Below are 16,104 nucleotides of genomic sequence, written 5' to 3'. Positions count from 1 at the left end.
GCTGCAAAATATTTTATCATGTATTCTAAGGGTTTTATTGTTCCTCAGAAACTGTTTCTTTTATCAGTTCCATTCTCTTATCATTTCCCGGTTCTCTGCTTCTCATATACGCGGTAGGTATAGCAAAGATCAAAATATGTCTGCTCATCGCTTTCCTCCGTCATCTCCCATTCCCCAGACTCTTCCAGGTTGGGAAAATGTGCATCTGCGGAATATGCAAAATCAATCCAGGTAATTTCTGCCCGGCTGCAGTAGGGCAGAAACTGGCGGTAAATACTCTCTCCGCCAATAATATAAATATCATCTGGTCCGTAGTTCTTTAAAAGCTCCAGACACTCCTCTACACTGTGACAGACATCTGCGCCCTTCACACGGTACTCCGGATCCCTGCTTAAAATCACATTTCTCCGGCCATAGAGAGGCTGGCCGCCTGGAAGCGTATCCAGAGTCTTCCGGCCCATTACAATCACCTTGCCCAAGGTCATATCTCGGAACCGCTTCTGATCCTGCGGAATCGTTACAAGAAGCTGGCCCTTCTGGCCAATGGCCCAGTGGCTGTCTACTGCTGCAATATAAATCAAATTGGATCACTTCTTTCCGGTATTCTGTCTTCCTCTTCTGCAAGAATCAGCTCTTTGGCGTAAGGCAAAGTCTTTATCCAATCGCAGAAGGTATGCCATTCCTGCAGCTTATGGCTGCGGCGGGCATAATACATATTAATCAGATTCTCATAATTCATCGTACAGGTACGCATCTGGTTATAGCTGGAAGGAAGAAGCTGAATCATATCGTACCAGTAAGCCTTTTCCTTCGTTTCCATGTACTTCAGGCGAATTTTCTCCAGCTGCTCCACTACCGTTTTCATATACTCCAACGTTTCCGGAGTCATATGATCGTGACTGAAATCATCCAGTTCAAAGGGGCGGCTGTGAATCTTATGCATCGTGCTGGTAGAATTGGCAACCGTAGCCACTTTATAAGTATCATACTCCTTCCACCAGTACATGGGAGCCGTAATATCAACGGAAACAAAAACCTGACGAAGATACTTGCGGTGATCGCCGGTTCCTGCCTTTCTTAAGCGCTTTGCCAGATCCAGATCATTGGGTCCCAGCACATACTCTCCGTTTTCATTGTAGCCGCTGTCCATTCTTCCCCAGCTGTTCATGGGATTTCTTGCACCGCGAATGGCATTCTCCAGATTCATAACGCTTGTGCGTTCTAATGTTATCATGTGGAATTCCTTTCTGTTTTCTGCTATTTTCATTCTCCTTCGGGGAAATTCATTTTCTGCTGAAAGCATAGCCTGTCTCTCATTATAACCAAGGAAAAAGCGCATAGCAAGACTTTTTTTGTAAAACTGTTAAGGTTTCGACAATCTGTTCTTCTTATTACCTGCTTCCGGGAGCCATATCCTCTCTGGTATCCACATCCTCCAGCTCCCGCGGATCCCCTGTTTCATACCGGTATACCTCCTGCGGATGGGCAGACAGAATTGCTCTTCCTCCCTGGTCTCCCAAAAGCCCCTTGAGCTCCGGTACATAGTCTACAGAAAAGACGGCAGGACTTCCGTCTCTTCCCCGGCAGGAAACTGTTCCAAGACCTGTTTTTCCTGCTTTCCAGCCATTTACCAGGCCGGAAATGGTCTTTTTCGTCAGCCAGGGCTGATCGCATACAGCAAAACAGATTCCATCCAGGCTTCCCTGCTCCAGTTCCTGTTCCAGCGCCTCCAGGGCAAGATGAATGGAATGAGAAACTCCAAGGCTGCTGTCTCTGTTTTCTACTGTTGTAAAACCGTATGCTGTCCCGCTCTGAAGAATCTCCTCGTACTGGCTTACCAGAATTTTTCTGCGGAAAACTGTTTTGGAAAGTCCCGCTGTCTCCTCTAAAATATGGCGGTACATAGGCATACCGTCTACCGGAACCAGCAGCTTGTTGCTTTCAAAGCGCCTGCTGTCCCCGGCAGCAAGAACGACCAGAACAGTCCTTGGATTTGCAGTCTGATGGCAGAGAATTGCCTCCAAAACCCCTCCTCCGATAGAAGAGGCCTTGTCTGATACAGTAAAGCAGTGCTTTCTCTCGCACCGGGGATCTACGTCTCCGGATTTCATTCCCTTCGTTACCAAAACACCATCCTGTAAAAGTCCCCGCACCACACCGTCTATCTGTGCATAAATCGGAGTTTCTCCGGCATATCCCACCAGCTCTCCGGCCTTTACCTGATCTCCAATGGATACTGTGCCTCGAAATACTCCATCATCAGATGCTCGAATCAGACGTTCCAGTCCATAACCGCCAATCAGCCCCGGCACTCCTGTATTTGCAATCGCCGGGCCATCCCAGATACACCTTCCCAGATAATGGCCCCGCTTGCTTTCTACCACACAGTGACAGTCTGTTCCGGCACAGAATCCCGGTCCTATCGCAATCACTGTAGGTGCATCGGTAATGGAGGTTCCTGTATTGTATTTCGCCAAAATCGCATCTACCACTATCTGCGGCTTCATCTGCTTCACAATTTCAGACTTTTCATCTACAATTACTGCAATCCTCCCACAGCTGACAGCAGCTTTTATCTCTTCCAAAGAATGACACCGTACACCGGTCACATCTTCTACCTGCGTTTCTCCCAGATACACCGCAGGAGAAAAGGATACTGTCCGCCTTACAGTTGTCGGAACAGCAATCTCCGTCATAATAATCTGATATCCGCACCTGTGCAGCCTGAGGGCTATTCCGCTGGCTAAATCCCCAGCTCCCTTAATGACTGCCAATCCTCTGTTTTCCATTGTTTCCTTCTCCTTTTTCTGACTCATCTTTCTATTTATCGGCCGCTTTCCTATTCTTCTGCTGGAAAATCACCCCTTATTTCCGGTAGGCTGTCACAGCACATCCCTTCTGCATAGTTACGGGAAGCAGCTTCAGAATCATTTCTGCCGCCTTCAGCTCTTTTTCCCCGTCTGCCTGATTCAGCACCACCCGGTAATAGCGGCCCTGCACTCCCTTGTGGCTTCCTCTCTCATCCATAAGAATCAGGGCCAGATCCTCCGGCGTAATCACATTCTCACCCTCACGCATCAGCCATTTCCCGTATTCCCGGAACCGGAAACAGGTATCTGCAAAGGTTCCTCCCAGAGCCGACAATCCGGCGCAGGCAATCACAAGGCCTGTCTGAGGGATAATCACCGGCTCCCATTCTCCCGGAACCTTAACCGGCTTTTTCTTTGCGCCGTCCGCTTCAATCAGAATCACATCAGCCATTTGAAGTAGGCGCTCCATCTCTTCCGGCTCGCCCAGCCCCTCCGGCATACTCAGCTTATATGTCTCTTCCTCCTTCAACAGCGGCTTTCCCACTGTAAGGATTCCCCCTTCCCACATATCAGCTGTCACTTCTCTGACATGATCCACAAAGGCAGAAAGTCCGTTTTCCGGACATTGAATATGCGTGCTGGTTGTAATCAGAACACGAAGCCCCTGTTCTGAAAGCTCGTCTGCCAGCTGATAAATGGTGGTGGTTTTTCCGCCTCCGCCTACAAGAGAAATAATCCGGGGCAGCTGCTCCTTCTTCTCAAATCCCAAAGCTGCCATCAGACTTTTCGCTGGCTTCAGCTCTCCTGTTTCATGGTTCCTGGACCAAACCTGATTCATTTTTCTTCCTTCCTTTCCTTCATACACATTTCCGTTCCGTCAAAGCTGCCTCTGCGATATAAGACTCCATTCCTTCCAATAATTTCATGGAAGTTTTATTCCTGCTGGAAGCCCTATAACAGAAAAAACCGAATTTCCTGCAAAAATGACAGATCATCCGGCTTTTTCTATACGCAATGCAGAACTGCTATTTTTTAGTCATTTTCCGGCGTATGAACACATAACAGATGATGTGCGCCGTAAATGTCAATGCCCAGGATACCGGATAAGACAGATACAAAGTCTCCAGGCTCCTGTTTGATGCAAATACAGTAAAAATCCAGAAGATACGGAATCCGCAGGCTCCGGTCAGAGATACCAGCATCGGCGCCACCGAGTAGCCGATTCCTCTCAGAGCTCCCACCATTACATCCATAATTCCGCAGAGAAAATATGGGCCGCTAATCAGGCGGAGACGGTTCATTCCATACTGAATTACCTCCGGATTCGAGGAATAGATTCCCAAAAGCTGACGTCCTGCCAGAACGGCGCCTCCTCCCATCACGATCCCTACCATAATAACAATAGCCTGACAGTAAATCAGAATTTTGGTCATTCGTTTATAATTTCCTGCTCCAAAGTTCTGGCTTGTAAAGCTCAGAGCTGTCTGATACACCGCATTCATAGATGTATAAACAAAGCCTTCAATATTGGCAGACGCAGTGCTTCCCGCCATGGCAACAGCTCCAAAAGAGTTGACAGAGGACTGAATCAGAACATTGGAAATAGAAAAAACCGATCCCTGAATACCAGCCGGAAGACCAATTTTTGCAATTTTCTTTACCTTGTCCCCCTTTAGCTTCAGTTTGCTTTTCTGCAGACGGTAAGGTGCATCTGAACGCGCCAGACACTGAATAATCAGAGCAGCAGAAACACATTGGGAAATCGTTGTAGCCAGGGCAACTCCTGCTACCCCCATGGAAAACTGAATCACAAAAATCAGATTCAGAACCACATTGATCACGCCTGCTGTCAGAAGAAAATACAGCGGTCTTCTCGTATCTCCAATCGCTCTTAAAATAGCGCTTCCAAAGTTATAAATCAGAGTTGCAGGCATTCCTAAGAAATAGATCTTCATATACAAAGTTGCAAGTACCAGAACCTCATCTGGAGTTCCCATCAGCTCAAGCATCGGATCCGAAAGGAAAAATCCCACAAAAATCAGAATCACACCGCCGATCCCTGCCAGAAGAATAGAGGTATGAACCGTCTCTTCCAGATCTTTGAGCCTTTGAGCTCCATAAAACTGGGCAACCAGCACATTTGCTCCAATAGACAATCCAATAAACAGATTCACCAGCAGGTTAATCAGCGATGAAGTGGAGCCTACTGCCGCCAGCGATTCACTTCCCGCAAACCGCCCCACCACAATAATGTCTGCCGCATTGAATAACAGCTGAAGAATTCCCGACAGCATCAGCGGTACTGCAAAAACGATCAGCTTAGAAAACAGCGGACCGTTGCACATATCCATTTCATAGGTTCTGTCCCCTTTTTTCTGTGCCATGATAATCCCCTCTCTTTTTTCTCTTTTCTAAAATGAATTTGGCTGTTTTGTTTTTGCCTGAATTCCAGCGCATCCTTCCGCAGTTTTTAGTCTCTGCTGCCCAAGCTTACAGTGCCTTATAAATCACCAGCGCTGCGGCCACGCCAAGAATCCCGGCCATGGTAATTTTAATAGAAAGACCAAAGGTAATCACCACTACTCCCAGATTCAGGATCAGAGGCTCATCCAGTCCAAAGGACTGCCCGAAATTCAGCCAGGAAAGCCACGTGATCCCCTCTGCCATATTTCCCAGAAAACCACCCAGGACAATGCCTGCAAGCAAAAGCAGCAGGAGTATCCAGAAATTTCTGTTTCTCATCTTTTTCTTCCTTCCTACAGAAGCAGTTCTCTCCATGTTTCATACTGAATTTCTGCTTTTTCCACAGCTTCCAAAAGCAGCTTACGGCTGTCTGCCGGCGCTGACCAGGCAAGACCGCAGCCTGCAGTAATTTCTCTGGGCACAGGAATCATACGCCCCGGGACTCCCTGATTCTGAAATTGCTTTTCTGCTGCCATAGCTTCTGTTGTTGTATGAAACGTCATGACCATACGAAGTTCTTTTTTCCTCATCTGTCTCTCCTGCTGTTTCTGTTTTATTCCACTTCCCGGCACAGCTGCTCTACTGCATAAACAGCCATTTCTGCCTCTTCCCTGGTATTGAGATGGGAAAAGGAAAAACGAACAGCTCCCCGATCCCTGGTTTTCAGAGCCTCATGCATCAACGGCGCACAGTGGGCTCCTGCCCTGGTTTGAATTCCATATCTCTCTGCCAGCTCTCCTGCAGCCCATCCAGAATCCTCCTCCCCAATATTGAGAGAAACCACCGGAGTCCGCAAAGCTTTCCTGGAAGAAAAATCACCATACACCGTTACCTGGGAAAGTCTGCTGACCTGGTCATAAAAATACCACATCAGCTCCAATTCCTTTTTCCTCAGAATATCCTGTCCCTGTTCCCGTATGTATGTCAGCGCTGCCTTCAGTCCTGCAATTCCGTGACCATTTAAGGTTCCTGCCTCCAGGGCCACCGGCATTTGAGCGGGATGCTCTCTGCTGTAGCTTAAAATTCCGCTTCCTCCCACTATCAGAGGACGGACAGAAACTCCCTTTCGCACACAGATTCCCCCGGTTCCCTGAGGCCCTAAAAGCCCCTTATGACCAGTAAAACACAAAATATCAATGGCCATCTCCTTCATATCAATGGGAAGAATGCCTGCACTTTGAGATACATCTGCCACAAAAAGGATTCCTCTGTCCCTGCACATTGTTCCAATCGTCTTTAAATCATTCACATTGCCCGTTACATTAGAAGCGTGAGTACAAAACAGAGCCTTTGTCCCCGGTTTCAGCTCCTGCTCCAGCCTTTCCATGGAAAGACGGCCTTTTTCGTCTGCTGGTACAACACAAAGAGAGACCCCCTGCTTTTCCATCCGGTACAGAGGTCTCAGGACAGAATTATGCTCCATTGCCGTTGTAACCGCCCGATCTCCGGGATTTAATATCCCCTGAATGACCGTGTTCAGGGCAGCCGTGGCGTTAGGCGTAAAGACCACCTGCTCCGGACCGTCCCCTCCAAAAAAATCAGACAGCGCTTCTCTTGTTTCATATATCATCCGGGATGCTCCCAGACTTGCACTGTGAGCTCCCCTGCCGCTGTTTCCCAAGCAGTTCATAGCAGCTGTCACTGCCATCACCACCGGCTCAGGCTTGGGCAGTGACGTTGCCGCATGATCCAGATAAATCATAAGCTCTAAACGCCTCCTGTCAGACGCACCCAGACATCCTCCTTCGGCAGAACTCTTCCCACAACCGCATAGGGTGTATCCAGTCCCTCTGTCTGGAAATCAGATAAAATTTTCTCAGCCGTCTCCGGAGTTACGCTCACAAGCAGGCCTCCTGAGGTCTGGGGATCAAAGAAAATATCCTGCAACCACTCCTCTGCTTTACTTACGTCTGTATCCTGTCCCGCATAGGCTCTGTTTTTATATGCCCCCTCCGGAATCAGACCCATTTTGGCATACTCACAGGCAGCCGTCTGCAGAGGCAGTCCGGCTCCGTCAATTTCTACGGTAACGCCGCTTCCCTTTGCCAGTTCCAGGCTGTGTCCAGCCAATCCAAATCCAGTCACATCGGTACAGGCATGGATTTCATAACGGCCAAAAATCTGCTTTGCCTTTTTGTTTAAGGAGGTCATTACCCCAATAACTTCTGCTTCTGCTTCCTTAGAGGCCAGCTCTGCCTTAACTGCTGTATTTACAATTCCCGTTCCAAGGGGCTTGGTCAGTATCAGCACATCTCCGGCAACAGCTCCGCAGTTTTTCAAAATCCGGTCTGGATGAACAAAGCCGCTTACGCTCAGCCCATATTTGGGTACATCATCCTGAATGGAATGTCCTCCCGCCAGCACAGCTCCCGCCTCTTTTACCTTGTCTGCTCCGCCCCGCAGAATCTCTGCCAAAAACTTGGGATTGACGCAGTTTGGCCATGCAACAATATTGAGTGCCACCTTCGGCTCTCCTCCCATAGCATAGATATCACTAAGCGCATTGGCTGCCGCTACCTGACCGAACACATAGGGATCGTCCACCATTGGCGGGAAGAAATCCAGCGTCTGGATCAAAGCCACATCCTCATTCACCTGATAAATAGCCCCGTCATCGGAGGTTTCAATTCCTACCAAAAGTCTGGGATCCTCGAATTTGGGAAGGCTCTCTAAAATCCCCGCCAATGTTCCCGGTCCTATTTTTGCAGCACAGCCTGCTGTATGCGCAAGCTTTGTCAGCCTTACTTCTTCGTCTGGTATCATACTTCTTCTCCTTTTCCTGTTTTATTTATCTTCACAGATTTCTTTTGCCCCTGTCTGTCAGTCCCCGTTCTTTGCTACATCTGATGCCGGACAATGGCGTATTCATCCCCCAGCCGGTAATAAGGACAGTCGTAAAACCGATCCTCCATAAATCGCGCCATCTCATCCTCATCCAGATTAACCCCGCAGACATAGCACTCATAATCTTCATCATACTCGTAATACATACAGCTGTCACAGCTGGATTTTCTCTGTTTCATACACACCCCTCTCCCTTTTTCGTGGTGAAGCTATTAGCCTGTGCGTCCACATTTTCCTACTAAAAATTATATCACATTTTTTCTGGTATGCAAACTTTTTGGAAGATTCTCTTCTTTTTTATCTTTCCGGTTCTGTTTTCGCAGACAGAGGAACCGGAATCTCCCGGTTCAGGGCAAAGGAATAAATCAGCCGCTCCTTTACCGGTTTTCCTGTCATCTGAGTCAGGGCACGCCCATAGTAATCCAGCTGCTCCTGATAATGCTGGATCAGGATTTCCTCATTGTCCACACGATCCGTTTTGTAATCCATCAGCACCAGACCGTCCGGTTCTTCAAAATATGCGTCAATAATCCCCTGAATCAGAACCAGCTCATCTGAATCTCCTGCTCCCATTTCCCTGGCCGGAATTCCAATGATAAACTGCTGTTCCCTGTGAAGCCGCCCCTCTTCCAACGCACGAGACATCCTTTTTCCCAACGGAGACTGAAGAAAACGCCAGATAACCCGGCTGTCTATCAGAGAACGGTTTTCTTTTGTGTATCGTTTTTCCTCCACCAGCTGTTTCAGACAGGCCTCTGCCTCAAACCGGCTGTTGATACGATCCAGGGGAAGCAGCTCCATAGCCCGATGATAGGCAGTTCCTTTTACTGCTCCGCCCTTTCCCCGTCGCTTTGTCCCTGCCGTCTTTGGCTCCTCTTCATCTTCCTTTCTCTCTTCCAATGCCTCTGTCTGAACGCTTTCTGATTCATCTGTCAGCTGTCCCTGCTTTTTTAATTCCGATACAGACATTTTCGTATGCAGAAGGATGTCTGCCTCATAAGGATACTGATACGACAAATGCTTCTCCAGCATCTCTCTCCATTCCTTCTCGTACACAGTCTCCGGATCCAGGGTCTTCAAAAATTCTCTGGAAGCCCTTGTCTTCACCTGGCGCTTCAGTTCCTCTCCCACAATCTGCTGCAGAGGAATCTCCTCCATCAAAATTCTCACGCCTGTGCTTCCCAGGCTCATAAGCAGCCAGTCCAAATAGGAACCGGCTCCTGCAAGAACCGTATAGGGAATCTGGCCGTCTGCCTCTGGAACAGTTCTGTATTTTTCCAGTTTCTTTTCCAGCCCCCGATCCGTTCCCGTCATAATCAACTGCTCTTTTGCCCGGGTCATTGCCACATAGAGTACCCGCAGCTCTTCTCCCAGATTATCCAGTTCCATTTTCCGGCGCAGCACATTTTTCTTTAAGGTTGCGCTTTTCAGACGTTTTTCCAGATCCAGATAATCCGTGGCAATTCCCAGCTCCGGATCAATCAACAGGCGGCTGTAGGTGTCCTGGCGGTTGAATTTTTTCCCCATTCCAGCAAGGAACACCACAGGGAATTCCAACCCCTTACTTTTGTGAATACTCATAATCCGGACTGTATTTTCCTCTTCCCCCACAACGGAGGCTTCCCCAAAGTCTGAATGGTATTTCTTCAAATTTTCAATGTACCGGATAAAATGAAACAATCCCTTGTAGCTGGTATTCTCATATTCTACAGCCTTTTCCACAAGCATATCCAGATTGGCCCTTCTTGTCTCTCCTGCTGCCATGGCAGATACCATCCGGTAATATCCGGTATCCTCATAAACCTGATAAATCAGTTCATGTATGGGCAGATATACGCTCTGGCGGCGCAGCTTTTGTACAAGCTGCAGGAACCGGATCAGCTTTTGTGTCAGCTCGTCCTTGTCAGATTCTGCCAGCTCTGTCCATGCACGGACAGCTCCATAAATTCCCCTGTCCTGCCCTTTTGGAAGGAGTCTTTTATACCAGCCCATGAGACGTGCCAGTTCTTCATCTGTCATTCCTCCCATAGGCGATTTTAGCGCTGCTGCCAGAGGAATGTCCTGCATGGGATTATCAATCACCGACAGCATACTGAGGACCGTTTCCACTTCAACCGTAGTAAAATATCCTGTCCGCGACTCAGCATAAGCAGGGATTCCTTCATTTAAAAGAACGGAAAGAAAGGTCTCCGTCCATCCTGTCGTGCTTCTCAGCAAAATAACCATGTCCCTGTACTGCGCAGTCCGGTATCTGCCCAGCTTCTTATCCCAGACAGCCATTCCCTTTTCCGGATCAGTCATTGCCCGAATCTCTGCAGCAATCATCTTTCCTTCAATTTCTCTGGCTGTATAATCTGCTGCCTCTTCCTCCATCTGATCCAGGGCGCCCTGACCTGTATCCGTCACCAAAAGCCTGGGCAGTCCCGCTCTTAGCAGAAAAGTGGGAGACGTAGATGCTTCCTCCCCTTCTTCCTCAGAAGGAACCGGCTGGAATACCGCTCCCGGATGCAGGGCTGCCTCCTCTGTGTAGCGGATATTGCCCAGATTTTCCGTCATAATCCGAAAGAAAACATCATTTACTCCAGAAAGCACCTGTTCTCTGCTTCTAAAATTCTGATGCAGTTCAATTTTTTTCTTTTTCCCCAGACCTGCCTCATAGGGCTCATAGGTATTATATTTTTCCAGAAACAGCTCCGGTCTGGCAAGACGGAATTTGTAAATGCTCTGCTTCACATCTCCTACCATAAAAACATTATACTGTCCGAACCGTTCCCTGGACACTGCCTGCAAAAGCGCTTCCTGCACCAGATTGCTGTCCTGATATTCATCTACCAGAACCTCTTCAAACTGACTGCTCAGTTCGTCTGCTGCCTCTGTATAGACCATCCTGCCTTCTTCCCAGCGAATCAGAACCTTCAGAGCCTGATGCTCCAGGTCATTAAAATCCACCAGATTTCTGTCTCTTTTTTTCTCCTGAAAACGCCGGTCAAACTCCTCTGCCAGATCTAAGAGTACCTCTATGGCTTCTCCTGTTTTTTTCATGTCTGTAAACATTTCCTCAGGAGATGCAAAGCAGTAAAGCTCTTTCATTTTTCCCACTGCCTTTTTGACCCGATCCCGGCATCCGGTAAGATAAGCCTTTTTTTCCGGATCCGCCTCTTTGCTGCTCCGCACTGTGGCCAGCCGCTGCCAGGAAATGGCAGAAAGCTTCTCATACAGCATTTCAAAATCCTCTGCCCCGGCGGCTGCCTCCAGCTGACAAACATCCGAAGACATCATGGGGATATAAGCCTGGAAGCAGTCATCCTCCTGACACAGCTCCAGACATTCCCTCTCCTGCACAGCCAGCTCCTTCAGCTGCTTTTTTACATCCTCCATAAGAAAAGATATCCAGGGCAGGGACGGTTTTTCCTCCTCGGAAAGTTCCTTTCTGCACTGCTCCAGCCATTGCTCTGGATAGGGATTGCTCTGCGCATACTGATACACCTGCATAATATAATCTTCAATACCTGCATCGCTTTTTCCCTGTCCAAAAGCTTCCACAAACCGGATAAAACGCTCGCTTCCCTCCTGGTAAGCATCCTCGATCAGCTCTGCCATCACATCTGCCCGCAGAAGGAGCATTTCTCCCTCATCTCCAATACGGAAGGAGGGATCCAGATCCAGAAGATTAAAATGCTCCCGGATAATATTCAGGCAAAAGCTGTCAATCGTTGTAATCTTTGCGTGATGAACCAGAGCTGACTGCACCTGAAGATGCTGATTATGAGGATCCTCCAGAAGGCGGGCTTCTATGGCCTCACCAATCCGTTCCCGCATTTCAGCCGCAGCTGCATTGGTAAAAGTCATCACCAGAAGCCGATCGATATCAAGGGGATTTTCTCCCTCTGTTACCATCCGGATAATCCGCTCTACCAGCACCGCTGTCTTTCCGCTTCCGGCTGCAGCGCTGACCAGAAGGTGGCATCCCCTGCTTTCAATTACCTGCTGCTGTTCTTTCGTCCAGTTTACTGCTGTTTTTGACATATTTCCTCCCAGATTTCCTCTGTCTTTTTGTTTTTCCATTTCCGGTAATCATAACCGGGGGTTTTTTTATCAAAGCCGCAGACCGGGTGGTAGGGACAGTAATCACAGGCCGTTCTTGAACCATATTTGTATGGTTCCCGGCCAATCTCACCCTCCAGAATCTCTTTTCCTGCGGTTCTCAGCTTTTCCTTGACAAATTTCTGCAGATACCGAAAACGTTCTGTATTTGCCACAGAGGATTTTGACTCCACCACAGCCTCATCCTTTAAAACTACAGGAATCACATCTGATTCCTTTTCTATCGTATGATCCAGATGACGTACTGCCTCCAGCTCGCTGTTGACCAGCCCGTTCATCCGCAGCTTTTTCAGAATTTGTGCCTCAATTTCCTCTGGTTTTTGTTTGCCTTCCTTCTGAATCACCGGATCTGCAATATTATAATAGAGAATTCCCGCAGGCACTGCATCCCGCCCCGGGTAACGCCGCTCTGTCATTTCCAGAACCGCATCCATGTAAACCACCAGCTGAAGCTGCAGTCCGTAATAAAGCGCCACCAAATCAAAGGAGGTGCTTCCTGATTTGTAATCTATGATCTTTACATAGATCTGTTTTCCATCCTCGCAAAGATCCAGACGGTCAATCCGTCCTCTGAGATGAAGCGCCTCTTCCTTTGAAAGAGCAATTTTCATTGCGTCCAGATTGTCAGCTGCTGAAAAGGATACCTCAAAACCTGCAGGAACAAAATCCCCCTTCTGTATCTGCTGCTGAAGAGCCCATACTGTCCTCTGCGTAATATGCTCCACCCTTCTGGCCAGATAGGCATTGCGGGAGGAGCTGTTTAATATGGTATTTCCATAATCTGCTGCCACCTGCTCCACACAGCGATGCACCAGTCCCATCCTGACAGAATCCTCCATGGTTTTCCAGTCCAGGCCTTCTTCTCCTGCTGTTTTAAAGCAGAGATCAATAGACTGGTGAAAAAGATTTCCCAAATCTGATGAGGCAAGCTCATACCTCTGCCGTTCTTCCAGTTCCAGGCCATATTTCAGAAAATGGGCATAGGCGCAGGCGGCATACTGCTCCAGCCTGGTCACGCTTCCGCTGAGAACTGTGCCGTAAAGAGCCCGGGCTACTGCATGGCCGATTCCCTGCTTTTCATACACGCAAAATGCCGCATTCAAAAGCTTTTCTGTCTCTTTCCCATATTCTCCAGAATGAGAAAACCAGCGGTAAAGCTCCAGAAACTGCTTCTCTCTCGGCTCTTTCTCAGGCAGCTCTCCGTCCCGGAACTGTCCCAGCCCTTCAATCAGCTGCCTTAACGCCTCTTCCACTGAATAAATCTGCTGATTGTCCAACAGCTCTCTGCTGGACTTCCACGAAAGTTCCGGATACATTTTTCTCAGCTCGCCAATCAGAAAAGAAGGTCTTCTTCCCTTTCCGTCATTTCCCGTTCCCGAAAAAGACACAATCAGCCGCTTTGAGGGCTTTGTCATCAAAAGATACAGATAAAATCTCTGCTGAAAGCTGTCCTCTCTTGCTGTAGGTGCCAGTTCCAGCTGGTGACTGGCAAAAAACTCTCTTTCCCGGTCAGAAAGCAGACTCTTTCCCTCTTTGCGTGAGGGAACAATTCCATCATTCACACCTACAAAAAACAAAACCTTAATGTGAGCCAGTCTGGTTCTGGTAATATCTCCTACCACTACCCGATCCACAGTTGCCGGAATCACACCCACCGTAATTTCCCGAAAGCCGGCATCCAGTATTTCCATAAATTCTTTTCTGCCTGCACTTTCCTCTCCTAAAAGATCAGAAAGCCTCTCCAAAAGCTCCATAACCAGCTCGTATACCTGGCTGTATTCTCCTGCAAGACGGTATTCCTTCTCCCTTGTAAAATCCTCTGCAAACTCCTCTAACCGTTCTTCTGCATGATAAGCCTCCAACAGCTCCTTTACTCCGTCAATCATATCCCGAACTGTCAGATTTTCCTTCCGAAACGCTTCCTGCAAAGCCGACAAAGGCGCCGTTACCCTGTCCTTAAATGCATTCAGCTCTGTCAGGTTGATTCCTCCGCCGCCCCGGTAAGTTCTCTCCCACTGCTGTCTCCAGCGTTTTCCTCCCCGGATCCCCAGGGCAATCACATAGTTTTCCAGCCGATCCACCAGTTCCCCTTCCTCACATACCAGACCGGAACGCAGAAAACGGAATACGGTCTCATAAGAAAAATCGCGGCGCACAACATCCAAAGCAGATCGAATCATCTCCACCAGAGGATTGTCCAGAATGTTTTTTTTATCATCCATAAAATAAGGAATCTCATTCTGCTCAAACTGATGAGCAATTTCCTTTCCATATCCAGGCAGATCTCCGGTAATCACAGCAATATCCCGGTAGCGCATTCCTTCCTCCTGCTGAAGCTGCCAGATTCTGTGAATCACTGCGGCAACTTCCTCTGAAGGATTGGATGCCTGATAAATCTCCAACGCCCCTGTCTGCTCTCCTTTATAAGGCGATCTTCCATACCGGAGTAGATTTTTTTCCAGAAAATCCAGCTCCTCTGGAACCGAGAAATCTTTCCCTCTGGTTACCCACCGATCCGGAAGTTTTTTTACCTGGTTTTTCTCCGCCAGCTTAGAAAGCCGAACTGCCATCTGACGGCTCATAAAAAATAGATTCTGCATTCCCATGGAACCATAAAGATCCACCTCCGGATCCGCAGTGACTGTCACAATCACCTGCTTTGCATAAGCCATAAAAAGTTCTGCAAGACGATACTGAACCGGCGTAAACCCTGTGTATCCGTCCAGCGCAATGACACTGTCTTTAATCAGCTGGGACTGGGGCAAAATCCGACACAAAACCTCCAGCACTTCCTCAGTTGTCACATAATGACCTGCGATAAACTGACGAAATCCTTCAAATACAAGAGCAAAATCCTCCAGCTTCTGCTTCAGCAGCGGTGTTTTTGCAGCAGCTGCCATCTCTCTTAGCTGCTCTGGCCCAATACCGTACTGATAGAATTCTGACAGCATGGATTTTAGCTGGCTGACAAATCCTGCCTGATTTAAATGCCCCCGGAATAAAACCAGCTGTCTGCTTTTTTCTGCTGCAACCTTTCGAAGCACCATAGATTTTCCCATATCATCCAAAATCTGCAGATTTTCCACAGCCAGCTCCTCAAAAATACGATAGGCCAACCGCTGAAAGCTTACCACATCAATATTCATCGTTCCATGAGCCGGATGCCTTGCTACTACATCCTTCTGCGCCTGCATGGTAAACTGCTCCGGCACCAGCACATAATACTGCTGCTGTGGATTTTTTATGGACGCCTGAATCACCGCGTCATATAAACAGGTGGTTTTTCCGGAACCGGAACCACCCAAAATCAACTGTAATGACATTTTAAAGCTCCTTTCTCTGCACTTCAGTATAGCATAAAAAGCGCTGTCAGAGAATAGACTATACCAAACATACCGGGAGGTCTCCCCATGAGTTCCAAAACGAAAATTGTCGTCCTGCGAATGAAAGAAATCATATATACTGCTATTTTTATCGGCTTCGGCATTCTTCTTGTTATGCTGCTTTTTATTATGTTTCATCCCAAAAAAGAGAATTCCTCTGACTCTGCCAGCCCGGCTTCCTACATACCTGGAGTCTACTCTTCTTCCTTAACCCTCGGCTCCCAGGAAATCAATGTGGAGGTTACGGTAGACAAGGAGCAGATCTGTTCTGTCTCCATGGTTCCCTTAAGTGATTCTGTTGAAACCATGTTTCCTCTGGTTCAGCCGTCTCTGGAGCATCTGACCGGACAGATCTGCAGCTCCCAGTCTCTGGAAAATCTGTCTTATCCGGAAGAGACCCGCTATACTTCCCAGGTTTTAATCAGAGCCATTGAGTCTGCCCTTGAAAAAGCCCGCGTAAAATGATATAACGGAACTATTCACAACACATACAAAGGAGA

13 protein-coding genes are annotated in these 16,104 nt (G+C 48.0%); 1 reads left to right on the top strand and 12 read right to left on the bottom strand.

Translation table 11 applies throughout. From position 1 onward, the window contains the following. Nucleotides 1-80: 80 nt before the first annotated feature. The 12 genes from ACESON_RS06620 to addB all read right to left on the bottom strand — a co-directional run bounded on the left by ACESON_RS06620 (nucleotide 81) and on the right by addB (nucleotide 15,544). Nucleotides 81-581, bottom strand: a complete 501-nt coding sequence (locus tag ACESON_RS06620; protein ID WP_177959143.1) for a dihydrofolate reductase — start codon at nucleotides 579-581, stop codon at nucleotides 81-83. Continuing rightward, on the bottom strand, nucleotides 578-1,234 hold the full coding sequence (locus ACESON_RS06615; protein ID WP_177959142.1) for a hypothetical protein: 657 nt from the start codon (nucleotides 1,232-1,234) through the stop codon (nucleotides 578-580). Before ACESON_RS06615 ends, ACESON_RS06620 begins: the two co-directional genes overlap by 4 nt. 157 nt (nucleotides 1,235-1,391) lie before the next feature. Beyond that, nucleotides 1,392-2,789: a selenium-dependent molybdenum cofactor biosynthesis protein YqeB gene (gene yqeB / locus ACESON_RS06610; protein ID WP_373108952.1), complete on the bottom strand. Its 1,398-nt coding sequence runs from the start codon at nucleotides 2,787-2,789 to the stop codon at nucleotides 1,392-1,394. Nucleotides 2,790-2,865: 76 nt separating this feature from the next. Then, the gene (yqeC, locus tag ACESON_RS06605; RefSeq protein WP_373108951.1) at nucleotides 2,866-3,648 is read right to left on the bottom strand and encodes a selenium cofactor biosynthesis protein YqeC; all 783 of its coding nucleotides are present in this window, start codon (nucleotides 3,646-3,648) and stop codon (nucleotides 2,866-2,868) included. A 187-nt stretch (nucleotides 3,649-3,835) separates the two neighbouring features. Further along, entirely contained in the window at nucleotides 3,836-5,194 is a 1,359-nt protein-coding gene (locus tag ACESON_RS06600) for an MATE family efflux transporter (RefSeq protein WP_373108949.1), read from the bottom strand. Nucleotides 5,195-5,300: 106 nt separating this feature from the next. Beyond that, complete coding sequence (locus tag ACESON_RS06595; protein WP_373108948.1) at nucleotides 5,301-5,552, bottom strand: DUF4321 domain-containing protein; 252 nt, start codon at nucleotides 5,550-5,552, stop codon at nucleotides 5,301-5,303. A 14-nt stretch (nucleotides 5,553-5,566) separates the two neighbouring features. Beyond that, nucleotides 5,567-5,803 (bottom strand): DUF3343 domain-containing protein, encoded by a 237-nt coding sequence (locus tag ACESON_RS06590; protein ID WP_373108947.1) that lies wholly within the window; start codon nucleotides 5,801-5,803, stop codon nucleotides 5,567-5,569. Nucleotides 5,804-5,826: 23 nt separating this feature from the next. Next, the gene (locus ACESON_RS06585; RefSeq protein ID WP_373108946.1) at nucleotides 5,827-6,975 is read right to left on the bottom strand and encodes an aminotransferase class V-fold PLP-dependent enzyme; all 1,149 of its coding nucleotides are present in this window, start codon (nucleotides 6,973-6,975) and stop codon (nucleotides 5,827-5,829) included. Nucleotides 6,976-6,980: 5 nt separating this feature from the next. After that, nucleotides 6,981-8,036, bottom strand: coding sequence for a selenide, water dikinase SelD (gene selD, locus ACESON_RS06580; protein WP_177959136.1), 1,056 nt, complete (start codon nucleotides 8,034-8,036; stop codon nucleotides 6,981-6,983). A 74-nt stretch (nucleotides 8,037-8,110) separates the two neighbouring features. Continuing rightward, complete coding sequence (locus tag ACESON_RS06575; RefSeq protein WP_177959135.1) at nucleotides 8,111-8,296, bottom strand: DUF6472 family protein; 186 nt, start codon at nucleotides 8,294-8,296, stop codon at nucleotides 8,111-8,113. Nucleotides 8,297-8,414: 118 nt separating this feature from the next. Next, nucleotides 8,415-12,143, bottom strand: coding sequence for a helicase-exonuclease AddAB subunit AddA (addA, locus tag ACESON_RS06570; protein ID WP_373108945.1), 3,729 nt, complete (start codon nucleotides 12,141-12,143; stop codon nucleotides 8,415-8,417). Beyond that, on the bottom strand, nucleotides 12,125-15,544 hold the full coding sequence (gene addB / locus ACESON_RS06565) for a helicase-exonuclease AddAB subunit AddB (protein WP_373108943.1): 3,420 nt from the start codon (nucleotides 15,542-15,544) through the stop codon (nucleotides 12,125-12,127). The genes addA and addB overlap by 19 nt, the downstream gene beginning before the upstream one ends. Nucleotides 15,545-15,631: 87 nt before the next feature. Between addB and ACESON_RS06560 the strand changes: the two genes are divergently transcribed. Then, entirely contained in the window at nucleotides 15,632-16,069 is a 438-nt protein-coding gene (locus ACESON_RS06560; protein ID WP_177959132.1) for a hypothetical protein, read from the top strand. The last annotated feature ends 35 nt before the right edge of the window (nucleotides 16,070-16,104 follow it).

The organism is Lachnoclostridium sp. Marseille-P6806 (assembly GCF_964238185.1).
Classification (GTDB): domain Bacteria; phylum Bacillota; class Clostridia; order Lachnospirales; family Lachnospiraceae; genus Brotaphodocola.
Note: the sequence above shows the minus strand (reverse complement) of the source record. Positions and strands in the feature narration are given on the sequence as shown.